Origin of the sequence: Mucilaginibacter paludis DSM 18603, assembly GCF_000166195.2 — a bacterium.
Lineage (GTDB): Bacteria > Bacteroidota > Bacteroidia > Sphingobacteriales > Sphingobacteriaceae > Mucilaginibacter > Mucilaginibacter paludis.
Genome location: NZ_CM001403.1, coordinates 3,765,874 through 3,788,393, shown reverse-complemented (window position 1 = coordinate 3,788,393; position 22,520 = coordinate 3,765,874). Strand labels below are relative to the sequence as shown.

Genomic DNA, 22,520 nt, shown 5'->3' with positions numbered 1-22,520 from the left:
TGTTCAATTAATCAGTTTTTGTGCATTTATGCCTTTGCAAAGAGCGATTTAGTATTTGTACCTGTCGCCCCAGAGTTTCTTTAGCTTCTCTTTAGATTCGAGTTCGCGCGCATTGTTACCGGGCTGGTATAACTTTGTTCCGCGGATAGCTTCGGGCAAAAAATCCTGGTCGGCAAAATTACCTTCAAAACTGTGCGCGTATTTGTAATTTTTGCCATAGCCAATATTTTTCATCAGCTTGGTTGGGGCATTACGTAAATGTAAGGGTACGGGCAGGTCGCCGGTTTCGCGCACCATGGCTATTGCCGCACCGATGGCCGTGGTGGCTGAATTGCTTTTAGCTGAAGTTGCCAAATAAATAGCCGTTTGCGACAGGATCAGCTGCGACTCGGGCATACCGATCACGTTTACCGCGTTAAAACAGCTTTGCGCCAAAAGCAAAGCGTTGGGGTTGGCATTGCCAATATCTTCCGAAGCTAAAATGAGCATCCGCCGGGCAATAAACAAAGGGTCCTCGCCGCCAACTATCATCCGGGCCAGCCAGTATACGGCGCCGTTGGGATCGGTCCCCCGCATGGATTTAATAAAGGCCGATATAATATCATAATGCTGCTCGCCTGCCTTATCATACAGCGCCAGGTTTTGCTGCACATGCTCCAATACAAGTTCGTTGGTAATGGTGATGCTTTCTCCATCCAGCGAGTTGATCAGCAATTCAAAAATATTGAGCAGCTTGCGTGCATCTCCACCTGATAAGCGTATCAGCGCCTCATAGTCTTCAATAGTAATGTTCCGCTTCTTTAAAACTTCGTCTTGCTGCTGCGACGTTTGTAGCAGGTGAATCAAGTCGTCCTCGCTCAAAGGTTTTAAAATATAAACCTGGCAGCGGGAAAGCAAAGCCGAGATTACCTCGAAGGAAGGATTTTCGGTAGTAGCGCCAATTAAGGTAACTATACCCCGCTCCACTGCCCCCAATAAGGAATCCTGTTGTGATTTAGAGAAGCGATGAATTTCATCAATAAACAACACAGGCAAGGTAGCGTCTTGCTGCTTTAACAGGGATGCTTTTTCAATTACTTCGCGAACATCCTTCACGCCCGAGTTAATGGCGCTCAGGGAGAAAAAAGGCCTGTCTAACGATTGAGAGATAATATAAGCCAGCGTAGTTTTACCAACACCAGGCGGCCCCCAGAAAATCATGGACGGTAACGAACCCGATTCTATCGCCTTGCGCAATACAGCCCCCGGCCCTACTAAATGCTTTTGCCCAACATATTCGTCCAGATTTTTTGGGCGCATACGTTCGGCCAATGGTGGTAGCGTACTCATAAAAGTAAATTTAGGAAAATCTGAAACTTAAATCCTAATTTTGTTAGCAAAAGATGTTTTGCCTATATAGTTTTTGTTTCAATGATGAGAAAAGAAAAGTTAACCATAACAGATAAAAACTATTACAAAACAATGAGAGCCATTTATGATTTAATGAATCAAGGCGAAGATCATTTGACGGAAGCAGATGTGGAAAAACTAAAGGAAATGACTGTTGCCGCTGAACGTTACGAGGACGAGATACTGAAGCTTAAACCAGTTCAACAACCCCAGTCGCTAACTGAAATTGTTGAACTGTTTATGTATGAAAATAAACTTTCACAGGCCAAGTTGGCCGATAAATTGGGTATTGGAAAGCCGAAATTATCCCAAATACTTACAGGCAAGCGGCAGCCGGATATTTTTTTCTTAAAGGCTCTTTATAATAAGTTAAATATCGATCCTCGATTTATTTTGGAGCATATTTGATCGAGTAAGCTAATCTACCTACAACTTATACTTCTCCCGCAATACTCAACCCGCTGACGGTACAAATCACCAATACTTAAAGCTATGGTAACGAACCTGGTTCTATTGAGTTTTGCGATACCGCTGCCAGCCCTACCAAATGCTTTTGCCCAATATACTCGTCCAGATTTTCTGGGCGCATACGTTCGGCCAATGGTGGTAGCGTGCTCATAAAAGTAAATTTAGGAAAATCTAAAACTTAAATCCTGATTTTGTTGGTAAAAGATGTTCCATTAATAAGCTATGAATTTCTGTGATACTATTTTGAATTGGTTAATTTTTAGTATTTTAGAGTTATGATAGCAGTTAAAGAGTTTATCACCATTGATCAGGATATTCTATTTGGAAAACCTGTTTTTAAAGGAACACGGGTACCGGTAGAATCATTAATCGATCATCTCGAAAACGGGATTACGCTGGATGAGTTTTTGGAGGATTTTCCTTCGGTAAAAAAGGAGCAGGCCATTGCCATACTTGAAATAGCCAATACCATACTGATGTCGAGCAATATTGAAAAACTATATGAAGCTGTTGCTTGATGAGAATCTTCCTAAAAGATTGAAAGCTGACTTAACACCACACGAAGTTTATACCGTTCGGGATCTGGGTTGGAACGGTATAAAAAACGGCGAATTATTGAAGTTAATGCAAAAAGATGAATTTGATGTGTTATTAACATTTGATAAGAATATTCAATATCAGCAAAACTTTCAAAAATATCCCTTACCTGTTTTAGTTTTAAATGCCAGGGATAATACCTACTTAACCCTATCTCAATTAGTTCCTCAAATAATCGCAGTTTTGAATGGCACACTTCAACCTGGGGGCACTATAGTTAATATATAAACTGTTTGTCCGGAAACCACATTTCGCACTTGTATAATTCTAATCAACCTATAACTTATACTTCTCACGCAACTGTTCGCTCATCGCGTAAGCATCCGCAATAACCGATTCGGGATAGCCTAAACCGGCCATAATAGCAATGGCGTTTTTGTGTTTCAGGATGCCTGGCTTTATTTTATAATCAAAAACCAAGCGCGTATCCGCCACCTTTTCTTCAAAGCAATAAACAGCATATTCGGTTCCCAATAATTCGGCCAATTCCAAATCGTGAGTGGAAACAAAAACAAAACTTTGGTTAGCTGTAAAATACGATAATATTGCTTTGGCGCCCGCCACCCGCTCTATGGTATTGGTTCCGCGGAAAATCTCGTCGATAATTACCAAACTTTTAACTGGCCGGGACTTGCTCTGGGTCATGATGTTGAGCACAGATAAGGCCTCGGCCTGGAAATAACTTTTATGCTCTTCCATATCATCGTTGATGCGGATACTGGTAAAAAGCTGCACAAACGGAGCCTGGTATTTACGTGTGCACGATGTAAATAAAGTTTGCGAAAGCAGCGCGTTAACAGCCATTGCCCGGATAAACGTGGTTTTGCCCGACATGTTGGAGCCCGTAACCAACACACCCTGGCTATCCAGCGTAACCAGGCTATTCGGTACACAATGCTCAACCAGCGGATGGTATAAATCGGTAACACTCAACGTATGATAATCGCTTATAAAATCGGGCTTGCTGTAATAAGGTAAGCTGAGCCTGAACGATTGTACGGAGATTGCCATATCAATTTGGCCGATATATTTAAACAACGCTTCAATATCCTCTCGGCCTGCGGCTACTTTATCAATAGACGCAATAAACATGGCCGGCTCAATAAGCAAGGTAGTTTTAAAAAGCTCCCAAAACGCATAAATTAAATCGGTAGGGTCGTTACTGGCTACACGGTCTTCAAAGTTCACAAAGCGGAGCGACCTTTTCAGGCTATTCAGCTTTTGTAAATGTTGTGGAATGGCTTCGTTACCGGCAAACTCAACCCTTTGGGTCATATTTTTCGCAACTTGAATTAACACATAAAGCTGCGGCAGCGAATGCACATAGCTCAGTATATTTTTTTTGTTGCTGTAATGCAGATAGAAATTAAACAAGGTTAAACCCAACGCCAATAAAAAAAGCAATTGAGCGTGCGTAATGATAGTTAAAACCAGGGTCACGATCCACAGGAACCAGGCAAAGCGAATGTACTGGATCAGTAAAGCGCTGTAAAATGGAATATGCCTGCCATTAAAAAGCTCGTGCAGGTAATAGGCATTTTTATGATTTAATCTGGATAGTTCCAGTTGTATCGCTGTGCGTGTTTCTTCATCTGCGGTTAACTGCTCAGTCAACTGGTCCAGCTTTTGCAGATTTTCAGCATCGGTTTCCGGCGAGCGCAATTGATGATATAAACATTGCTGACCGATTTTAGAGCTTGTTCTGTCGGCATAATAAAAAACACTTTCCAGGTCGATATCAGCCGCGATTGAATCGGATACCGCGCTTTCGGTTTTTAAATAATGATGATAGGATGCTATCAGGTTAATATCACGGTAGTTATCAAGGGGCTTGGCCCAGGCTTCGTTGATATCCTCCGTTAAGGCCTGCCGCTTACCAATAGCCCTGTACCCGGAGTACAGGTAAAGCGATAAAATTAAAACGATTAATACGAGCACAACTATCATCAACTAAAAGTATAATTATTTAATTAATTTAACCCCATGTTTAGCCAGTTTAACCGGGATAACTATCACCAGCTTTGCGACAGGCTTGCCGCCCAGGATGCGGACTTATACGCCATCATCCGGCAATACGGCTACCCGCCATTCTGGTCGCGCCCTAATACATTCGAGTCGCTGGTGCATATTATCCTGGAGCAGCAGGTATCATTGGCTTCAGCTCTTGCAACATTAAATAAGCTGAAGGAAAAGATACAGGAGATCACTCCGGCGCGGGTGATGTTATTGACCGATGAAGAGCTCAAAGCCTGTTACTTTAGCCGGCAAAAAACCGTTTACATACGCCACCTCGCCGAAAACATATTGAACGGCAACCTATCGCTCGAAGAATTAGAATTAATGCCCGACGAGCACATCCGCCAAAAGCTGACCTCCATTAAAGGCATAGGCAACTGGACGGTAGATATCTACCTGATATTTATTGTTCATCATGGTGATGTATTTCCCATCGGCGACCTGGCGGCGGTAAACGCCTTAAAAAAGGTTAAAAATATCCCCTTAGCAACCCGGGAAGAGGTTTTAGCTATAGCCAGGCAATGGAAACCAAACCAAACCATTGCCACCATGCTATTATGGCATTTTTATTTGGAGAGCCGAAAAAAATAAATTTACCTTTAAACAGAGATATGAAGTTACTAAGCCCATTGTTGATTGCGATTTTTATGATAGCTTGCAACCAAATTAACTCACCAATGAAAGTTAATGCAAACGCTAAACAGAAGCTTGATAAGTTTATTGCGAAGTCAAAATTTAATGAAGAACCCGCCACGCTATATAACGGATTAGGGAACCCGAAGCTAAAACCAGAGTTAACGGGTTTGATCAATGAGGCGGCCAAGGATTTTCTACATACAACAGGCAACCATCCTACGGAAGAAAAATTCCAGAGTAACATTGCCACTGGCTTAGCCAGATTCGACAGATTATATCTTGAACTCGATACTGAAGACAGGGAAAGGATATGCCATTATTTTGAGGAATTAATGGACTGTGTAGGCCTTAAAAGCTCAAACGGACAACTCAACAATTGGATGTACTGCTTTGACCCAAGTAAGAAAAAATAAACTGCCATCAATGTGCAAAATGGTAAATTAAATGAGGAAAAATGCAAAGCACATTTCCTCATTTAAAAATATCAACACTGATTTTTCATTTGCACATCTGCACATTCACTCATTTGCACATTAAAAACTTCCGTCTCTTTCCATTTCCTGGTAAAGCTGTACCGTTTCAATGGCATTATCAATTACATCGCTCAAGGCGGTTATAAAGGTTCCGGGCTTGGCTAAAGTCATGGCGTGTTTAATGGCATCCACTTCTTTCGGGATGGCTTCATAGCTGGCGTTGGGGTTAACAGATAGTATCCCCTCTATCAACAAACCTAAAATATTGGCTTCTGTTCGGCCACGCAGGTGTTTTTCCTGGCGGAGGATGATATGGTCGAACATTTCTGCCGAGATCTTGCCCAACTCGCGGATATCCTCATCCCTCCTATCACCGGTTCCGGCTATGATACCGATCTTCATCGGCGAATCGAGGGTTTTTAAAAACTCCTTAATACCATTGTAGCCATCCGGGTTATGCGCGAAGTCGATCATAAAACGGAAATCCTTAAACTCAAAAATATTCATCCGGCCCGGGGTTTGCGCCGCCGAAGGGATAAAGGTTTCGAGCGAGGTTTTAATATCTTCGGTTTTAAAGCCCCATACAAACGCTGCTAATGTAGCCGCCAGTACGTTCTCAATCATAAACGGCACCGTGCCGCCAAAGGTTAAAGGTATCAAGCCAACACGCTGTACACGAATCTTCCAGTCGCCCTTTTTAATAGTAATAAAACCGTTTTCGCAAACGCAGGCAATGCCGCCATTTTTGGCGTGCTTTAAAATAACCGGATTGTTTTCGTGCCTGCTAAAATAAGCAATGTTGCAATCCGCTTTTTTACCTATCCGCACGCAGTGTTCGTTATCGGCATTTAAAATACCCCATCCGTCTTTTTTTACGGCATTAATCACAATAGCCTTTACGCGCGTTAAATCGTCCAGGTTATAAATATCCGATAGGCCCAAGTGGTCTTCCTGGATGTTGGTGATTACGCCGATATCGCACTGACTAAAACCTAAGCCCGAACGCAACATGCCACCGCGGGCGGTTTCGAGCACGGCAAAATCAACCGTAGGGTCTTTTAAAATAAATTCGGCACTTACGGGGCCTGTGGTATCTCCCTTCAGCATCATCGTGTTTTGCACATAGATCCCGTCGGACGTGGTGAAGCCCACCCTATGCCCATTGTTTTTTACAATGTGGGCTATTAAGCGGGTGGTAGTGGTTTTGCCGTTAGTCCCGGTGATGGCAATGATGGGTATCCTTACCGATTTGCCCGGAGGATACAGCATATCAATTACCGGCGCGGCTACGTTGCGTGGCAAGCCCTCGCTTGGAGCCAGGTGCATCCGGAAGCCCGGGGCTGCGTTCACTTCCAAAATTACACCGCCGTTTTCGGTAAGAGGCTCAGTTAAGTTCTGGGCCATAATGTCGATACCGCAAATATCCAAACCGATAATCCGGGAGATGCGCTCGCAGGTAAACACGTTTTGCGGATGCACCATATCGGTTACATCGATGGATGTGCCGCCCGTACTTAAATTGGCTGTCGACTTTAAATATACTACCTCGTCTTTAGCAGGTATGGTATCTAAGGAACAATTTAACTTTTCCAGCAAATCAAGGGTATCACGGTCGATGGTAATCTCGGTCAGCACATTTTCGTGACCGTATCCGCGGCGTGGGTCTTTATTTACAGTATCAATCAGCTGTGCTATCGTCGATATTCCATCACCTTTAATATTAGCCGGCACACGGAGGGCAGCTGCAACCATCTTATGGTCAATCACCAACACCCTGAAATCATAGCCGGTTATAAATTTTTCAACAATAACCTTGCGGGATATTTTAGCGGCATGCTCATAAGCGGCAATAGCTTCTTCCTGAGTTTTAACATTAATGGTTGCCCCGCGGCCGTGGTTCCCGTCCAGTGGTTTAAAAACTACCGGAAAGCCAACATAGTCAATCGCTTTTTTAACCTCATCAACAGATGAGATGGTTAAGCCCTTGGCAACCGGTATGGCTTGCTCCTGCAGCATCCGTTTGGTTTCATCCTTGTTTCCAGCAATATCAACTGCTATGCTGCTGGTTTTATCCGTCATGGTGGCACGGAAGCGAACCTGGTTTTTACCATAGCCCAATTGCACCAGCGACTGGCTGTTTAACCTGATCCAGGGGATATCGCGGGCAATGGCTTCTTCCACAATAGCACCTGTGCTGGGCCCTAAGCGGGTTTTCTCGCGTATTTCCTTCATTTGCTGAATATCCGGATCCAGATCGTAAGGTGTACCGTCTATCAGCGCCTGTACAATCCGCACGGCAGCCTCGGCAGCATAAACGCCCACTTTTTCTTCCAGGTAGTTAAATACCACATTATAAGTTCCTGGCGTTTTAGTTTCGCGGGTGCGGCCATAACCGGTGTTCATCCCCGCAAGGGTTTGTAGTTCAAGTGCTACGTGTTCAATTACATGCCCCATCCAGGTACCGGCAACAACACGCTGAAAAAAGCCTCCGGGTATGCCCGGAGAACAACGGTGTTCGTACATTCCAGGGAACATGTCTTTCAGGCGTTCATAAAAACCATCAATGGCGTTACTGGGTTTATGCTCCAGTTCTTCCAGGTTTAACCGCATCTGGATTAATTTTTTCCGGTTTGTGCTCCAGATGTTGGGTCCCCTTAGTATTTGTATACCTTCAATTTTCATTAGTATATTATTCCTTTTTTTGTTTAAATTTTAAATGGACACCGCTTTAGGCGGTATAACAAATTTGATATTTAGCTATTTATTTTAGCGTAAGCTTTAAGGCCTCATCCGTATAAATCACTGATTTTTAAATGGATGCTTGCTGATTTTTTTTTGTTAATTATAAATCTGTAACAAGTAAAAGCATTTTTTGTGGAGAGTTTTAAAAAATAAGGCTAATGATACGAACTTTTTATGGTTATACCTTGCGGCAACACCCTTTTTACAGAAAAAAAAGCCTCATAAACTCCATTAGTTCATTTTAATGAAATTCAAAGGAAAAAAATTTATGTATGTTTGAAAATCGGTATTAATAAGTGATAAATGATAGTTCCCAAAGGTAAATTAGTAATAATTGGAGGTGCGGTTGATTTAGGCAGTACAGTGAGTGCCCAGGAAAGTGTTAAACAATTAAACTACCTCAAATTTTTCGAGCGAGGCATATTAAAACGTATCATTATTGAATCGGCTCAAAAAGAGGCTTCTGTTGTTGAGGTAATTACTACAGCCTCGCAAATACCCGACCTGGTGGGCGACGAATATATCAGGGCATTTAAACAACTCGATGTTGAGCATATCAATGTGCTGGATATTCGTAATCGCGAAGATGCGGGTAAAAAAGAATATCTGGACAGGATCAGGAAAGCCGATGTGGTGATGTTTAGCGGCGGCGACCAATTGCGCCTGAGCGCTATTTTTGGCGGAACGGAATTTTTACAGATCCTGAAAAAGCGTTATCACGAAGAACCCTTTATCATAGCGGGTACATCTGCCGGTGCCGCTGCCGCTTCGGTAAACATGATCTATCGCGGCCAGAGTAATGAGGCCCTGGTAAAAGGCGAAGTGCAGATAACCGCCGGCTTAGGCTTTATCGACTCAGTAATTATCGATACACACTTTGTACAACGCGGCCGCATTGGCCGTTTATTTTATGCTGTAGCTACGAATCCCGGAATGCTGGGGATAGGCTTGGGCGAGGATGCCGGCTTATTGATAACCGAGGGCCAGACGATGGAAGCCATAGGCTCTGGCTTGACGATTGTAGTTGACGGACGAAGCATTATTGAAACCAATATATACGATGTGGAGATAGGCACTCCCATCTCTATCGAAAACCTGAAGGTGCATGTGATGTCTATTTATGATAAATTTGATTTGAAGCATTATAAGCTAATGATCAAAAAAACCGTTAAAGTAGAGGATGGTATCTTTTTAAAAGTGCCGGATGGAGATAAATAATTGTGCTTTGCAAAGGGCGAACTTAAAACAGAATAAGGATGAAGCTGATTATTCATGGCGGTTTTTTTAGCGAATCGTTAACCAACCAGGAGGTAAAAAGGGCCAAACAGGATGCCCTTGCAACCATTGCAGAGCGGGCGCACCAATTTTTAAAGCAACATACCGCCTTAGAAACAGTGATCTACACCGTATCCCTGCTCGAAGACTGCGACCTTTTTAATGCCGGGACCGGATCGCAAATACAAAGCGATGGTAAAATACGCATGAGCGCCTCAGTTATGGATGGCAAAACCATGCGCTTTGCAGGTGTGATCAATATTGAGGATGTTAAGAACCCCATACTCGTTGCCGAAAAATTATTGATGTTTGATGATAAGGTATTAAGCGGAAGCGGGGCCTTATCATTTGCCAGGGAGAACGGCTTCGGCTTTTACAATCCCGAAATACCCCAACGCCGCCAGGAATACGAAAAAAAGCTCAGCGATTCTATCCGGCTCGGAACGGTGGGCTGTGTAGCGCTCGATATTTACGGTAACCTTGCATCAGCCACATCCACTGGCGGCAAAGGCTTTGAGATCCCTTGCCGCGTGAGCGATTCGGCAACAGTGGCTGGTAACTATGCCAATCAATACGCAGCGGTATCGTGCACCGGTGTTGGCGAGGATATTGTTAGCGGCGCCGTAGCAACTAAAATCAGTACCCGTGTTACCGATGGTTTTACTCTGCAAAACGCCTGTATAAAAACCATGGACGAACTGAAACCATACGACGGCTTTGCCGGTGTAATAGGCTTATCGGCCAAGGGCGAAATATACCATGCAGATACACACCCCTATATGGTATGGGCAAGCTTTGACGAAAAAGTTGAAACTTTTGCCTGATATTTGCGTAAAAACCGCAAATTTTTTAATTATAAGTGTATATTTGACATTGTGATGAAATGGAATATGATTAAAGTTTTCTGTCTGCTTTTACTTAGTACTTTTATCAGTTTTTCTGCAAATGCCCAGTGGTGGAAAAAAAAACAAACTCGTTTGCCCCTGTTGGAAGTTAGCAACAAGTCGAATGCTTTTACAGAAGCGAACAGGCTGAAACCCGTTAATTTGCAGCCCATTACATTTTCGCGCAGCCGCTATAGTTATGATACTCAGGAAGCCTATATCATGAAAGAGTTGTACCACAACCTTCGTTTCCGTATCACTCCCGAAATACTCAAAGGATTTAATAGCCTGGTAGCCTTATATATCGAAGAAAGCCGCTACTCGGAAGCTAAATGGTATTTATTGCAATGCAATTATTTAGGGCATAAAAACAACGATACGAATGTTATTATTTCATCCCTTGTTGCTTTAGGCATGCTTAAAGCAGACATTGGTGAATATGACCAGGCCAAACAAGACCTGGAAGAAGCACATACCATTTGCAAGGCTCAGGGGCGAATGGCAGATATAGCCGAGATTGATAAAAAATTAAAATTGGTTGAAGCCAAGCGCTTTGCCAATATTAAAAATGATATCCGCTATGCCGAAGTTGCTGAAGACAAAAAAGGATAGTTTAACGCACCTTCGCCATGGCTGACGCCAAACTCAAAATATTTATTGTTGACGATCATTACCTTATTTTACAAGGCTTAAGTTCGCTTTTATTAGACGAACCTGGCTTCGAAATCAGCGGCGTTACAAACGACTCCACACAAGTACTGGCTATGCTTGATAAATGCCCAACGGATATTCTACTTACTGATATCAGCATGCCAAATATGTCGGGCGCCGAACTTACAGCTTCGGTCGTCAAAAAGTTCCCTCACATCAAGGTGATCGCCCTATCTATGTTTAACGATCCGGTTATAGTTAACCAAATGATGGAAGTTGGCGTATCCGGATATATCCTTAAGGCGACAAGCAAGGCTGAATTAATTAAAGCGTTAAATACCGTTGCAAACGGCCGAACCTATTTTTCTTCATTACTACCAGATGAATTTGAAAAAAATGATGCGCTATCGCGATTTACCACTCGCGAAATAGAAATTTTCCGTTTAATTGTAAAGGAATTTAACAACAAACAAATTGCCCAAAAACTTTTCATCAGTGAGCGGACTGTGGAAACCCATCGTAGAAATATCTTAAGAAAAGCCGACGCCGTTAATATTGTTGGCCTGGTTAAATACGCTTACGAGAATAAAATCGTTTAATACAATGCATCCCACACAAAAGTCATTTTACGGTGGGCCGCCAAACAATTAAAGTACATTATTCGTAATATTGTTATTGTAATTGTGAAACAGCTGTTTGGCTGTTTCTCTTTTTATATACATTAGCGCAATAATAATAGATAAAATTTGATGCCCGGTTATAAAATTGATTTAAATAGTGTAAAGGATATGTTTAAAAAAGTGTATTTATTTATGTTGCTTGGCGCTGCCCTGGCATGTAAAGCGGCTCCCTCGCACCCGGTAAAAGTTCCGGGATCCAACGATCTGCAGCCAGATGAGAAGCAAATGATAGTGAGCCGGTATATCGCTCAGATGATTACTACACAAAACTATAAAAAAGTTGAGCTGAACGATTCTCTGTCGTTGGTGATCTACAATAAATACCTTAAAATGCTGGATGAAAATCACAACTACCTGCTCGCTTCGGATGTGCAGAGTTTTGAGCAATTTAAAACCAAACTGGACGACGATATGAAAACCGGCGACCTGAACGACGTATTTTACATATTTAATGTTTACCAAAAAAGATATGTAGAGCGTGTTAAATACTCGCTTACGCAGATTGATAACAACTTTGATTTTACCAAAAACGAAGTGTTTACCTTTGACCGTGAAACGCTACCCTTTGAAAAATCGGAAGCGGATATAAACGAGTTATGGACCAAGCGCGTTAAATACGACCTGCTTAACCTAAAACTTGCCAGCCCCGATATGGCTAAAAACAGGGAAACGCTCAGGAAGCGTTATCAAAATTTGTTGAGCCAATCCAATAAATTAACTAACCAGGATGTTTTTCAAACATTTATGGATGCCTTTACTACATCGGTTGATCCGCATACCAACTATTTTAATCCGTTTAACGCTGCGCAGTTTAACATGGAAATGTCGCGCTCGCTGGAAGGAATCGGAGCTACCCTACAATCGGAGAACGAATACGTTACTATCAAAACCATTGTACCTGGCGGCCCTGCTTACAAAAGCAAGCTGATTAGCGCTGAAGATCGTATTATTGGCGTTGCACAAGGTAAAGACGGCGAATTTCAGGATATTATCGGTTGGCGCCTTGACAATGCGATAGCTTTGATCCGCGGCCCTAAGGGAACCGTAGTTAAGTTGAAAATTCTATCCAAAGCTTCCGACAAACCCAAAGTGATCGAGATCGTTCGCGAAAAGATCATCTTACAGGAACAATCTGCTAAAAAAGAAATCCGCACTTATAACTCCAATGGTAGAACCATTAAGATCGGCATTATCAACATCCCTGCCTTTTATATGGATTTTGCCGCTTACAGAGCTGGCGATGCCAATTACAAAAGCACAACACGCGATGTAAAATTAATACTGGACACCTTAAAAAGAATGAATGTTGACGGCGTGGTGATCGATCTTCGCCAAAATGGTGGCGGCTCTTTACCCGAAGCTATTAATTTAACCGGCTTGTTTATTAAATCGGGTCCGGTGGTACAGGTACGCGATACCCGTAACCGTGTTGAAGTAGAAGAAGATGAAGATCCTACCGTGTCTTATGCTGGTCCGCTGGCCGTTATGGTTGACCGCTTTAGCGCTTCAGCATCCGAAATTTTCTCGGGAGCTATCCAGGATTATGGCCGTGGTTTAATTATCGGTTCGCAAACCTATGGTAAAGGCTCTGTACAAAGCGAAATTGAACTTGACAGGGTAATTCCAACCAGTATTAAAGATAAAATTTTGTCGCTGGTATCTCAAACTCCTGCAAAAGCACCGGCGGGTAACGTAAGTACTTTTGGCCAGATCAATTTAACAATGGCTAAGTTTTACCGCATCAACGGTAGCTCTACACAACACAAAGGAGTAACACCTGATATTAAATTCCCATCCTTGATACCGATGGATAAATATGGCGAAGATACCGAGCCATCTGCCATGCCTTGGGACACTATTGCCAAAAGCAATTACACTAAAGCAGGTAGCTTTACAGCTGTACTACCTACGTTGATTAAGCTACACGATGACCGTGCCGCCAATAGCCCTGGTTTTAAATATCAATTAAAGGTGATAGCCGATTATAAAAAACGCGACGCTGAAAAAGAAGTAACTTTAAATGAGCAGGCGCTTAAAAAGCAACGTGACGAAGATGAAGCGAAAGCGCTGGAAGAAAGCAATACCGCCCGCGCCGCTTTAGGACTACCCGTTTTGAAAAAAGGCCAGGCCAAACCCAAAAATGAAGACCTGGATTTTAATAAAATTGAAGCCGGACAAATTTTAACCGACTACATTTTAATGGATAACAAGTTAAGCAGCAATAAAAAAGCCGAATAAAACTTTAAGCTATAAATAACAAACCCTGGCCGTAAGCCGGGGTTTGTTATTTTATAAAAAGAGCAACTCTCAATTAGAGCTTAAGAAACATACCCGTTATTCCGGCTACGCAATTGAAGATTCAGCTTATCGTTCACAATATCCTTAAGTTGACTTTTGAGTTTGGCTACACGTTGTTTGTAAAATATACTGCGATAGGGCTTTACCTCGTCCAATAATTCCATTGCTTCCTTGGCCCAATCTTTCAATTCTATTAACTTATTTTCGTTATCAACCTCTGCCATAATCAGTAATTTTGAAATACAATTTTACTAAAAAAATTAGCAAATAAAAAACCAATCTCAATATTTCACATCAAAAAACATGCAAAATAACTTACAAGATCTGTATGGTAACATCGATATTTACTTGTTTGACCAATTGTTGAAAGGCACTTATAACGATTGTAAAACCGTACTTGATGTAGGCTGTGGAGGAGGCCGAAACCTGGTCTACTTTTTAAGAAACGGATACCAGGTTTTCGGGATAGACCCTAATATACAAGCCATCGAAGCCGTTAAAGAGCTTTCCTCACAACTGGCCCCGGCTAACCCAAAAGATAACTTTACATTGGCCAATGCCGAAGATATGCCCTTTCCAGATAACTCATTCAACTTGGCCATCTGTAGCGCGGTATTGCATTTCGCAAAAAACGAAGTGCATTTTGATGCCATGCTCCGCTCCATCTGGCGGGTACTAAAACCTGGTGGTTATTTATTTGCCAGGCTGGCATCGGATATTGGCATTGAGCCGCTGGTCCATCATTTAGGAGACGGCAGATACCTTTTACCCGATGGCTCCGAGCGATTTTTAGTTAACGAGCAAACATTGCTAAGATATACCCGCGAGCTAAATGGACACCTACACGAACCCATTAAAACAACCAACGTACAAAACCTTCGCTGCATGACCACCTGGTGCCTGCGTAAATGTTAGTTCAAGATCAAAAAATCAGTGTAATCAAATTAATCATCCTTTAATCAGTGGTCAAATAAAATCAGCGGTCAAACAACCCTTCAACCCTATCTGCCGTAACCTCTATAAAACGGCCCGCATTGAAACATCTCCTTTCCCTCATATTTAAAATATTAAATTCGGTCGAAAAAAAAGCCTTTAACCGGCTCATCTTTTTTGATATTATCATCAGCGCACTCGATATCGCCTTTTTAGGCTTACTGTTATTCATCGTCACCTTTTACACCCAACAAAATGTAAATGCGCCACATGTTGCCTATCTACCTAAACAACTCTTTAATAAAAACTCGCTGCTATTAATTTTCCTGTTCTTAGCTCTTTTCTGTTGCAAAAACTGGCTTGGCTTTATCATATTCCGGGCTCAGTACCAATTTATATACGGCGCCGCTTCGCGTATATCAAAAAGCAATTTGCTTAATTATCTTAAAGGCGATTACATCAACTATATTAATGCCGATTCGTCGGTTCATATCCGCAAAATCAGCCAGCAACCTATCGAGTTTAGCCACTATATTTTATCGGGTGTACAGCAAATAATCGCGCAAGCAGTATTAATCTTGCTTACCTTATTGGCCATTGTTATTTATAAGCCCTTTTTGTTTCTGTTACTGTTTGTATTGTTACTACCTCCGGTGATATTCATCGCCTATATTATTAAAAAGCAATTGAAAGCTGTTAGATTAGGCACCAAACAAGCACACGAAAAAAACCTGCAGTATTTAAACGAAGCCTTGGCGGGATATGTAGAGAGCAATGTTTACAACAAGAGCGACTTTTTTGTCAATCGCTATGACCGCTACCAGCAGGAACAAAACAAACACCTCGCTCAGCAACAAATATTGCAAGGCCTGCCATCGCGGTTGATTGAAGTTTTTGCCGTATTGGGCTTTTTTATTCTGATTGTGCTCCATCAATGGCTTGGCAAAAACGCCTCGCTCGATTTCATCACCATCGGTGCCTTTTTAGCCGCTTCGTACAAAATTATACCGGGCATTGTTAAGATTTTAAATTGCAGCGGGCAAATCAAAACTTATGAATTTACGCTGCCCGATCTGACTAACACCATCGCTACCGACGACGATACCGAACCTACAGAAAATCACATCGAATCAATTACTTTTAAACAGGTATCTTTCAGTTATAAAAATCGCTTTATATTAAACGGGTTGAGCTTTGATATCAAACGGGGTGATATTACTGCCCTTTCCGCAAATTCTGGGAAAGGGAAAACAACGGCGATCAACTTATTGCTCGGCTTTTTAAAGCCTGACGAAGGTGATATTTTATTCAACGGCATCTCAACCAGCTCTGCCGGGCGTAAAATTTACTGGAACAGAATTTCGTACCTCAAACAACAAACCTTCTTTATCCATGATACTATTTTAAAAAACATTACTTTAAGCGATGACAAACCGGATGAAAAGAAGTTAACAGACGCGCTTAAGATCAGCGGCTTTGAGGCCGAAGTTAATAAACGGCCGGATGGGCTCAATTATATCATTAACCAGGATGGTAAAAATTTAAGCGGCGGCCAACGGCAACGATTATCCCTGGCTCGCGCCTTATATCACGACTTTGATTTGCTGATACTGGACGAACCATTCAGCGAGTTGGATGAGCAGGCGGAGACAGCCATCTTGAAGCACCTGCAAAGCCTCGCGCAAGCAGGAAAGGCAATTATCCTGATCACCCATCATACGGCCAGCCTGGCTTATTGCAATAAAATAATCGGCTTAGATGAACCACACTATGCATAAGCCTGAAACTTTGGTGATCTTGTCGCCCGGTTTTCCGGTGAATGAGGAAGATAGCGTGTGTTTGCCTTTACAACAGATCTTTATCCGTTCGTTAGCCAACCTTTATCCAAAACTTAACATCGTCGTTTTAGCTTTTGAATATCCCTTCGCAAAAAAAACATACTGGTGGTTTGGTATTCAAGTGATTGCTTTTGGCGGCCAAAACAAAAACAGGTTGTACCGTTTATTGAACTGGGTACGGGTATGGCAACAACTGCGTAAACTCAAAAAACAAAACCACGTTATTGGCCTGCTGAGTTTTTGGGTTGACGAGTGCGCCTTTATAGGCCACTATTTTGCCAGGCGGCATCATTTGAAGCATTTCAGTTGGATACTGGGCCAGGATGCGAAAGCGGGCAACCGTTATTTTAAGCTAATTCGGTTCAGGCCCCAATCGTTAATTGCCATTTCTGATTTTACGCGCAAGCTCGTGCATAAAAACTACGGCGTAATGCCTGCACATACCATTACATCGGGTATTGATACCGGTATGTTTATGCCATACAACGGCATTCGCGATATTGACATTTTAGGAGCAGGATCATTAATAGCGCTTAAACAATACGATATGTTTATTGATGTGGTTAAAGCCGTTGCCCGGCAGATGCCCAACGTCAGGGCGGCTATTTGTGGTAAAGGCCCGGAGAAAGAAAAGCTATTACAATTAATAGCGCAAAACAACTTAGAAAAAAACATTGTGCTTTTGTACGAAGTTCCGCACACGCAGGTGGTAGCACTGATGCAACGTAGCCGTGTCTTTTTACATCCTTCGGCATATGAGGGCTTTTCGGCGGTGATGTTAGAGGCTTTATATGCCGGTGCGCAGGTGATATCTTTTGTAAAACCGATGGACCAGTCTTTCGATCATCACTACGTGGTTAACGATACCGAACAAATGCAGAAAAAAGCTTTAGCTATTCTTGATGATCGGGACTGTGACCATGAGCCCGTTTTGGCATATCCTATCCAACAGGTTGCAAGCAGCATCATGCAGTTATATCGTTAAATTGAGGTTACAACACGTTCAATGCCCTGCGCAATAGCTTGGAATGAAAGATTTGATTGGAAATACTTTATCGACTTTTTCTTACCTTCCTCAATGTCCATTTCCTGGGTTTTTTGAAGTGCCGATAATAAAGCGGCCTCGCTGCCGGGTTCGTACAGCAACCCGCAATTACCGTTATTAGTCATCATCCGAAACGAAGAAATATCGGTTAAAACCGGGATGCAACCGCACGACATTGCTTCGCAAACAGCCACTCCCGCAGCTTCATAAAACGATCCGGAAATTAAAAAATCGGCACTGTTAAACCAGTATAACAAGTCGGGACGAGATACTTTGCCTACCAGTGTAACTAAATTACAAGGCGCTTTTTGCTCATCCAGCAGGGCCAATACTTCGGGTAACAGCTCTTCGGTCTGGTAAATCATGTATAGTCGTGCCGAAATGTTAACTTCAGCGAATTTTAAAAACGCTTTAACCACATTTAACGGGTCTTTATTTTGATTGAGGCGGCCCACCCACAAAAAAATGGGCGCTCCATTAATCCCGGTTTTTGCTAAGGCTATATCCTTATCAACAGGATAAAATACAGATGATACTTCCATTACGCCTTGAATTTTATCGGCCTTTTGCAGATTCCCTTTTTCCACCCATTCCATGCCCAATTCGCGCGAAGCAAATAAGTAAGCGTCTACACCACGGTCGGCCAGTTGCTGCAAGAGTTTTTTAACGCCGGTAAAGGGTTGCTCTGCATGATGCTGCACGATGATCCTGGTAGCTGAGCCCAGGCAAAGCTTAAACTGGATCAATTGAAGCGGAAAATGCAGGCCATGGATAAATACGATATCGGGCTCCAACCCTTTAATAAATTGGTGCATTTGCAATGGGAATATCAAGCCGATTTTGGAGAAGCGCTTAAAATGATAGTGCACGCCCTTGTTTAAGTACTCACCCTCGTAATCAATTTGCTCTATGCTAATTACCTGCTGTTTGGCAGCAAGGGCTTCCAGGATGCCGGTGTAAAAATTGATGCGGTTGAGCCAACTTTCAGGATTGCTAAATCCGGGAGAGTAAACGTAGCTGGCGAAAACAATTTTCATAAGCTGCCGAAGATAATTATTGCTGAAATGTGCCGATTGGAAACCGGGCTTCCGGATAGTATTGCCAAATTTGCTCAATTAAGCCCGGCAAATCACCTTGTACATATTTAACAACACCATTCATCTTGATCTTGTTAAAACTGCTTAAATCAATATGCGTCAATTGCCCAAACAGTATCTCATCAAACAGCCGGATCTCTCCCTGGTGCATCACCATTAAAATAGCCTCAGGCTCAATTTTAAAAAAAGACGTTAAATCATCCCCATCACTTTGGTCAACCACTACAATATCCGCCAGTTTACCCCTGGCAATGTTGCCCGAATTGATATTCCATATTTTTGCAGCCGTAGATGTTAATGATTGATATAGTTCATCGTCGGTTAAAAAGGCTGTTTTTTTTGTCATCCGGATATGATCCCAAATATCCCAGTTCGCGGTCAAGGTAGAATCGGTACCAAACAAGATAGGCACAGTGGCTTTAAGCTTGTTAACCGACGCCGTCCTATTGAGCAAAAAATAATTGGTTTGCAGGCACCATACCAGCGCTTTAAAATGCTGCGCCTGCTGTTCATTCATGGCTACTCCATGTACTCCTATGATTTTACGACGTAATTTATTCTGGCAAATCAGCTCATCTATTTCATCGGCAGAAGCCTGGTCCGTCCCCTCGCCTATATGGATCACTGCCGGAACATTCATTTTAAACGGGTTATTAAGCCTGAGCCGCCACCGCTTTTCAAGCTTAACAGAATGCAGGCTCTGGCACCGGTCAAAAACGGTAATCAAAGGCCGGTCTTTATATTGCTTTTTTCCATGATCTACTACCGTTGTCACTCCGCAAAGCAGGTTCTTATAGATGCCCCATTGTGCCCTCAGCGCTGCCGGAACTTTTAATACTTTATTAATTTGTTCTTTATGGTGCAGATGAATGGTTTCGCCCCATTCAACATAGTTCGAATAGATTTGATCACCTAATTGAGGGAATAAGTTAAAATCCAGATGATCGTGAGAATTGATCAATCCAGGCAAAGCCATCGCGTTAGCAAATATGATCTCATGATCTCCGGCGAAACCGTTAAGCGAATCAGACACTTCCGATATGAGCTTTCCCCGGGTCTGTATATTTAAAACGCCCTTGTAACCCATCAACTTTAAACCGCTTAAAACCATTACACTTTCTTTAAATGCAAGCCATAAATCATCGGTGTGCCTCTAAACTTCTGGTACACGTGCATGGCATCCTGCTTGATATAATAGTGCATTACACTGTTGTCTATAATCTTTTCTATATCCTGAACAACTAACAAGCCCTGCCTTTCAAAAAACGCTTTAATCAACCCGGTTGAATGAACAAAGTTTTGAATTGGGATATGCCTGTTTTGGTATTGAAAAGTACGTTTGCCGCCCGCTGCCAGTGCCGTTGGGTGAAAATCGGTAATTATCATATCGCCCCCGGGCTTTAATACCCGGCACCATTCCAGCAGCGCTTCTTCAATATTTTCAATATGGGCAACCGTAAGGGTAGATATGATCAGGTGGTAAGTATGGTCGGGGATAGCGTTTAAAAAATTGTCCTTGATTTGAACCGTGTTTGCATCGGGGAATTTAAGCTTCAGGCGTTTGAGCATTCCTTCAGAAACATCGTAACCAGTTAAACTTGCCGGTTGGTTTTGAAATAAGCGGGGCCAATGCCTGCCGGTTCCGCAGCCTATATCCGCAATAACCCTACCTTTAACGGGCACCTGCTCCATCAACTGTCCAAACACCATATGGTCCAGGTGAAACATCAGGTTGTCGGGTTGGTCATCGTAATTATCGGCCCACAGGTTGTATGCTTCCCGAGGCTCTCTGTCGGGAATATGAAGGGCCTTGTATCTAATTAAATTTCTGATGGTTTGTAACATGGCTGCAGCATATTGATTATACGATATATCAGCAATACGGCCCATTTTTAACAAGGGTTGCCCACCCAATTATTATTTATACCAGGCAACCACACTTCAAACTGCTGCGTAATGAATAATACAAGCAACATCGATTTAATTACTCAGATCTATGAATAAGGTTTTACTGTTCAATCCGCGAAGCGCCAATGCCACCTTCCGCATACCTAATTCTATCTTAAACATCGCGGCATCTATTGATGGCTGTTATGATTGGGTGATTGTGGATGGCAACCGCGAAACCGATCCGCAGCAAACTATCCTCAATTATCTGGCCAGCGGCGAGTTTAAATATTTAGGCTTCTCGGTTATGCCCGGCCCGCAATTAAGGCAGGCCATCCCCATTGCCAAGGCTGTTAAACAACAGTTTAAAGAAACCACCATGATTTGGGGCGGTTATTTCCCGTCAAACCACTCCAAAGTTGTGCTCGACTCGGGCTATGTAGATTTTATTATCAACGGCCCCGGAGATCATTGCTTCCCCAAGCTATTGGACGCGTTGGAAAATTTTTTACCTTACGAGTTTATTAAAAACCTGATTTATAAAGCAAACGGGCAAATAGTTAAAAATGCTAAAGAAGACCTGATTGACCAAGATGCGTTGCCGCCGCTCCCCTACTCTAAACTGAACCGGTTTTATCCGATGGAAAAATACCTGGGTAAAACTTACTTAGGCGAACGCACATTTGCTTACCACTCCAGCATTGGCTGCCCCTTTACCTGTTCGTTTTGTGCCGTAGTGCCTATTTACGAAGCACGCTGGAAAGCCAAATCGGCCAGGTTTGTTTATCAGGACGTTAAATACATTAAGGATAATTTTGGCGCCGACGCGATTGAGTTTCACGATAATAACTTTTTTGTGTCCGAAAAACGGGCCGTTGAGTTTTCAAACCTGGTAAAAAACGAAAACATGACCTGGTGGGGAATGGCCCGGATTGATACGATGGATAAGTTTAAAGATGCCTCGCTGGCCGCCATACGCGAAGCCGGGTGCAAGGTGATTTTTTTTGGTGCCGAAAGCGGCAACGATAAGGTTTTAGCGCAAATGGACAAAGGCGGCACCCAATCGGGCGAGCAAATTATCCGCTTTGCCGAACGGATGAAAAAGTTCGATATCATTCCCGAATACTCTTTTGTATTAGGTACACCCGCCCCCAGCCCCCAACAGGTACAGCAACAAATTGATTTTGATATCAATTTTATTAAACAGGTAAAAAGGGTAAACCCCCAAACCGAAATTGTGATATATACCTACAGCCCTGTACCCACCGAAGGTTCGGCAATGTATGAAGATGTGCTTGCCCAGGGTTTTAAATTCCCGGCTACGCTGGAAGACTGGATAAGCCCGGCCTGGGAAAGCTTCGACCTGCGTAAAAACCCGCTGACACCCTGGTTAACACCGGAAATGATAGACAGGATAAGAAACTTTGAAACCGTGCTGAATGGCCTTTACCCCACGGTTACAGACATCCGGATGAACGAACTGAAAAGAAAGGCCATCAAATTGATGTCGGGTATCAGGTATAAAGTGAACCTTTACAATTACCCCTACGAAATTAAGTTATTACAAAAGATGTGGAAATACCGGCAGCCGGAAATACAAGGATTTTAAAC

General features: G+C 42.7%; 22 protein-coding genes. 14 read left to right on the top strand and 8 right to left on the bottom strand.

What is annotated here, in order from left to right; translation table 11 throughout:
- Positions 1 to 48: 48 nt before the first annotated feature.
- A complete protein-coding gene (locus MUCPA_RS16165; protein WP_008507821.1) occupies positions 49 to 1,329 on the bottom strand; it encodes a replication-associated recombination protein A in 1,281 nt (426 codons plus the stop codon).
- Positions 1,330 to 1,410: 81 nt separating this feature from the next.
- On the opposite strand from MUCPA_RS16165, the gene MUCPA_RS16160 reads away from it, so the two are divergent.
- Positions 1,411 to 1,797 (top strand): helix-turn-helix domain-containing protein, encoded by a 387-nt coding sequence (locus MUCPA_RS16160; protein WP_008507820.1) that lies wholly within the window; start codon positions 1,411 to 1,413, stop codon positions 1,795 to 1,797.
- 82 nt (positions 1,798 to 1,879) lie between these two features.
- Here the strand turns inward: MUCPA_RS16160 and MUCPA_RS39260 are convergent, their stop codons facing one another.
- Complete coding sequence (locus tag MUCPA_RS39260; RefSeq protein ID WP_008507819.1) at positions 1,880 to 2,008, bottom strand: hypothetical protein; 129 nt, start codon at positions 2,006 to 2,008, stop codon at positions 1,880 to 1,882.
- A gap of 124 nt (positions 2,009 to 2,132) precedes the next feature.
- Between MUCPA_RS39260 and MUCPA_RS16155 the strand changes: the two genes are divergently transcribed.
- Together MUCPA_RS16155 and MUCPA_RS16150 are read left to right on the top strand one after the other, a co-directional pair.
- A complete protein-coding gene (locus MUCPA_RS16155) occupies positions 2,133 to 2,375 on the top strand; it encodes a DUF433 domain-containing protein (protein WP_008507818.1) in 243 nt (80 codons plus the stop codon).
- Positions 2,359 to 2,682 (top strand): DUF5615 family PIN-like protein, encoded by a 324-nt coding sequence (locus MUCPA_RS16150; RefSeq protein ID WP_008507817.1) that lies wholly within the window; start codon positions 2,359 to 2,361, stop codon positions 2,680 to 2,682. Before MUCPA_RS16155 ends, MUCPA_RS16150 begins: the two co-directional genes overlap by 17 nt.
- Before the next feature lie 48 nt (positions 2,683 to 2,730).
- On the opposite strand, the gene MUCPA_RS16145 is transcribed toward MUCPA_RS16150, so the two are convergent.
- Positions 2,731 to 4,401 (bottom strand): MutS-related protein, encoded by a 1,671-nt coding sequence (locus tag MUCPA_RS16145; protein ID WP_008507816.1) that lies wholly within the window; start codon positions 4,399 to 4,401, stop codon positions 2,731 to 2,733.
- A gap of 36 nt (positions 4,402 to 4,437) precedes the next feature.
- Here MUCPA_RS16145 and MUCPA_RS16140 point away from each other — a divergent pair, with 36 nt between their 5' ends.
- Both MUCPA_RS16140 and MUCPA_RS16135 read left to right on the top strand, forming a co-directional pair.
- Positions 4,438 to 5,061, top strand: a complete 624-nt coding sequence (locus MUCPA_RS16140) for a DNA-3-methyladenine glycosylase family protein (RefSeq protein ID WP_008507814.1) — start codon at positions 4,438 to 4,440, stop codon at positions 5,059 to 5,061.
- Positions 4,992 to 5,519, top strand: coding sequence for a DUF4844 domain-containing protein (locus MUCPA_RS16135; RefSeq protein ID WP_083839348.1), 528 nt, complete (start codon positions 4,992 to 4,994; stop codon positions 5,517 to 5,519). The genes MUCPA_RS16140 and MUCPA_RS16135 overlap by 70 nt, the downstream gene beginning before the upstream one ends.
- 120 nt (positions 5,520 to 5,639) lie before the next feature.
- On the opposite strand, the gene cphA is transcribed toward MUCPA_RS16135, so the two are convergent.
- Positions 5,640 to 8,261, bottom strand: coding sequence for a cyanophycin synthetase (gene cphA, locus MUCPA_RS16130; protein WP_008507811.1), 2,622 nt, complete (start codon positions 8,259 to 8,261; stop codon positions 5,640 to 5,642).
- A gap of 363 nt (positions 8,262 to 8,624) precedes the next feature.
- Here cphA and MUCPA_RS16125 point away from each other — a divergent pair, with 363 nt between their 5' ends.
- From MUCPA_RS16125 to MUCPA_RS16105, 5 genes are all read left to right on the top strand, one after another.
- Positions 8,625 to 9,539 carry a cyanophycinase gene (locus MUCPA_RS16125; protein WP_008507809.1) on the top strand — a complete coding sequence of 305 codons (915 nt, stop codon included), beginning with the start codon at positions 8,625 to 8,627 and terminating at the stop codon, positions 9,537 to 9,539.
- Between the two features lie 38 nt (positions 9,540 to 9,577).
- Positions 9,578 to 10,420 carry an isoaspartyl peptidase/L-asparaginase gene (locus MUCPA_RS16120; protein WP_008507808.1) on the top strand — a complete coding sequence of 281 codons (843 nt, stop codon included), beginning with the start codon at positions 9,578 to 9,580 and terminating at the stop codon, positions 10,418 to 10,420.
- 54 nt (positions 10,421 to 10,474) lie between these two features.
- Positions 10,475 to 11,092, top strand: a complete 618-nt coding sequence (locus MUCPA_RS16115) for a hypothetical protein (protein ID WP_008507806.1) — start codon at positions 10,475 to 10,477, stop codon at positions 11,090 to 11,092.
- Between the two features lie 17 nt (positions 11,093 to 11,109).
- Complete coding sequence (locus MUCPA_RS16110; protein ID WP_008507804.1) at positions 11,110 to 11,730, top strand: response regulator; 621 nt, start codon at positions 11,110 to 11,112, stop codon at positions 11,728 to 11,730.
- Between the two features lie 150 nt (positions 11,731 to 11,880).
- Positions 11,881 to 14,049 carry a carboxy terminal-processing peptidase gene (locus tag MUCPA_RS16105; protein WP_008507802.1) on the top strand — a complete coding sequence of 723 codons (2,169 nt, stop codon included), beginning with the start codon at positions 11,881 to 11,883 and terminating at the stop codon, positions 14,047 to 14,049.
- An 80-nt stretch (positions 14,050 to 14,129) separates the two neighbouring features.
- On the opposite strand, the gene MUCPA_RS16100 is transcribed toward MUCPA_RS16105, so the two are convergent.
- Positions 14,130 to 14,333, bottom strand: coding sequence for a hypothetical protein (locus MUCPA_RS16100; protein WP_008507801.1), 204 nt, complete (start codon positions 14,331 to 14,333; stop codon positions 14,130 to 14,132).
- A gap of 79 nt (positions 14,334 to 14,412) precedes the next feature.
- On the opposite strand from MUCPA_RS16100, the gene MUCPA_RS16095 reads away from it, so the two are divergent.
- From MUCPA_RS16095 to MUCPA_RS16085, 3 genes are all read left to right on the top strand, one after another.
- Complete coding sequence (locus MUCPA_RS16095) at positions 14,413 to 15,024, top strand: class I SAM-dependent methyltransferase (protein WP_008507800.1); 612 nt, start codon at positions 14,413 to 14,415, stop codon at positions 15,022 to 15,024.
- A 119-nt stretch (positions 15,025 to 15,143) separates the two neighbouring features.
- The gene (locus MUCPA_RS16090; RefSeq protein WP_008507798.1) at positions 15,144 to 16,820 is read left to right on the top strand and encodes an ATP-binding cassette domain-containing protein; all 1,677 of its coding nucleotides are present in this window, start codon (positions 15,144 to 15,146) and stop codon (positions 16,818 to 16,820) included.
- A complete protein-coding gene (locus tag MUCPA_RS16085; RefSeq protein ID WP_040626030.1) occupies positions 16,813 to 17,865 on the top strand; it encodes a glycosyltransferase family 4 protein in 1,053 nt (350 codons plus the stop codon). The genes MUCPA_RS16090 and MUCPA_RS16085 overlap by 8 nt, the downstream gene beginning before the upstream one ends.
- Here MUCPA_RS16085 and MUCPA_RS16080 read toward each other — a convergent pair.
- From MUCPA_RS16080 to MUCPA_RS16070, 3 genes are read right to left on the bottom strand one after another with little or no spacing between them, the layout of a single operon-like run.
- Positions 17,862 to 18,962 carry a glycosyltransferase family 4 protein gene (locus MUCPA_RS16080; RefSeq protein WP_008507796.1) on the bottom strand — a complete coding sequence of 367 codons (1,101 nt, stop codon included), beginning with the start codon at positions 18,960 to 18,962 and terminating at the stop codon, positions 17,862 to 17,864. The genes MUCPA_RS16085 and MUCPA_RS16080 overlap by 4 nt on opposite strands.
- A gap of 16 nt (positions 18,963 to 18,978) precedes the next feature.
- On the bottom strand, positions 18,979 to 20,133 hold the full coding sequence (locus tag MUCPA_RS16075; RefSeq protein ID WP_008507795.1) for an amidohydrolase family protein: 1,155 nt from the start codon (positions 20,131 to 20,133) through the stop codon (positions 18,979 to 18,981).
- Positions 20,133 to 20,912 (bottom strand): class I SAM-dependent methyltransferase, encoded by a 780-nt coding sequence (locus MUCPA_RS16070; protein ID WP_008507794.1) that lies wholly within the window; start codon positions 20,910 to 20,912, stop codon positions 20,133 to 20,135. The genes MUCPA_RS16075 and MUCPA_RS16070 overlap by 1 nt, the downstream gene beginning before the upstream one ends.
- 106 nt (positions 20,913 to 21,018) lie before the next feature.
- Here MUCPA_RS16070 and MUCPA_RS16065 point away from each other — a divergent pair, with 106 nt between their 5' ends.
- Entirely contained in the window at positions 21,019 to 22,518 is a 1,500-nt protein-coding gene (locus tag MUCPA_RS16065; RefSeq protein WP_008507793.1) for a B12-binding domain-containing radical SAM protein, read from the top strand.
- Positions 22,519 to 22,520: the final 2 nt, after the last annotated feature.

Excerpts from the sequence above, each read along its gene's own strand:
- MUCPA_RS16165 (WP_008507821.1), bottom strand. The coding sequence starts at position 1,329 with ATGAGTACGCTACCACCATTGGCCGAACGTATGCGCCCAAAAAATCTG.
- MUCPA_RS16160 (WP_008507820.1), top strand. The coding sequence starts at position 1,411 with ATGATGAGAAAAGAAAAGTTAACCATAACAGATAAAAACTATTACAAA.
- MUCPA_RS39260 (WP_008507819.1), bottom strand. The coding sequence starts at position 2,008 with ATGAGCACGCTACCACCATTGGCCGAACGTATGCGCCCAGAAAATCTG.
- MUCPA_RS16155 (WP_008507818.1), top strand. The coding sequence starts at position 2,133 with ATGATAGCAGTTAAAGAGTTTATCACCATTGATCAGGATATTCTATTT.
- MUCPA_RS16150 (WP_008507817.1), top strand. The coding sequence starts at position 2,359 with ATGAAGCTGTTGCTTGATGAGAATCTTCCTAAAAGATTGAAAGCTGAC.
- MUCPA_RS16145 (WP_008507816.1), bottom strand. The coding sequence starts at position 4,401 with ATGATAGTTGTGCTCGTATTAATCGTTTTAATTTTATCGCTTTACCTG.
- MUCPA_RS16140 (WP_008507814.1), top strand. The coding sequence starts at position 4,438 with ATGTTTAGCCAGTTTAACCGGGATAACTATCACCAGCTTTGCGACAGG.
- MUCPA_RS16135 (WP_083839348.1), top strand. The coding sequence starts at position 4,992 with ATGGAAACCAAACCAAACCATTGCCACCATGCTATTATGGCATTTTTA.
- cphA (WP_008507811.1), bottom strand. The coding sequence starts at position 8,261 with ATGAAAATTGAAGGTATACAAATACTAAGGGGACCCAACATCTGGAGC.
- MUCPA_RS16125 (WP_008507809.1), top strand. The coding sequence starts at position 8,625 with ATGATAGTTCCCAAAGGTAAATTAGTAATAATTGGAGGTGCGGTTGAT.
- MUCPA_RS16120 (WP_008507808.1), top strand. The coding sequence starts at position 9,578 with ATGAAGCTGATTATTCATGGCGGTTTTTTTAGCGAATCGTTAACCAAC.
- MUCPA_RS16115 (WP_008507806.1), top strand. The coding sequence starts at position 10,475 with ATGAAATGGAATATGATTAAAGTTTTCTGTCTGCTTTTACTTAGTACT.
- MUCPA_RS16110 (WP_008507804.1), top strand. The coding sequence starts at position 11,110 with ATGGCTGACGCCAAACTCAAAATATTTATTGTTGACGATCATTACCTT.
- MUCPA_RS16105 (WP_008507802.1), top strand. The coding sequence starts at position 11,881 with ATGCCCGGTTATAAAATTGATTTAAATAGTGTAAAGGATATGTTTAAA.
- MUCPA_RS16100 (WP_008507801.1), bottom strand. The coding sequence starts at position 14,333 with ATGGCAGAGGTTGATAACGAAAATAAGTTAATAGAATTGAAAGATTGG.
- MUCPA_RS16095 (WP_008507800.1), top strand. The coding sequence starts at position 14,413 with ATGCAAAATAACTTACAAGATCTGTATGGTAACATCGATATTTACTTG.
- MUCPA_RS16085 (WP_040626030.1), top strand. The coding sequence starts at position 16,813 with ATGCATAAGCCTGAAACTTTGGTGATCTTGTCGCCCGGTTTTCCGGTG.
- MUCPA_RS16080 (WP_008507796.1), bottom strand. The coding sequence starts at position 18,962 with ATGAAAATTGTTTTCGCCAGCTACGTTTACTCTCCCGGATTTAGCAAT.
- MUCPA_RS16075 (WP_008507795.1), bottom strand. The coding sequence starts at position 20,133 with ATGGTTTTAAGCGGTTTAAAGTTGATGGGTTACAAGGGCGTTTTAAAT.
- MUCPA_RS16070 (WP_008507794.1), bottom strand. The coding sequence starts at position 20,912 with ATGGGCCGTATTGCTGATATATCGTATAATCAATATGCTGCAGCCATG.
- MUCPA_RS16065 (WP_008507793.1), top strand. The coding sequence starts at position 21,019 with ATGAATAAGGTTTTACTGTTCAATCCGCGAAGCGCCAATGCCACCTTC.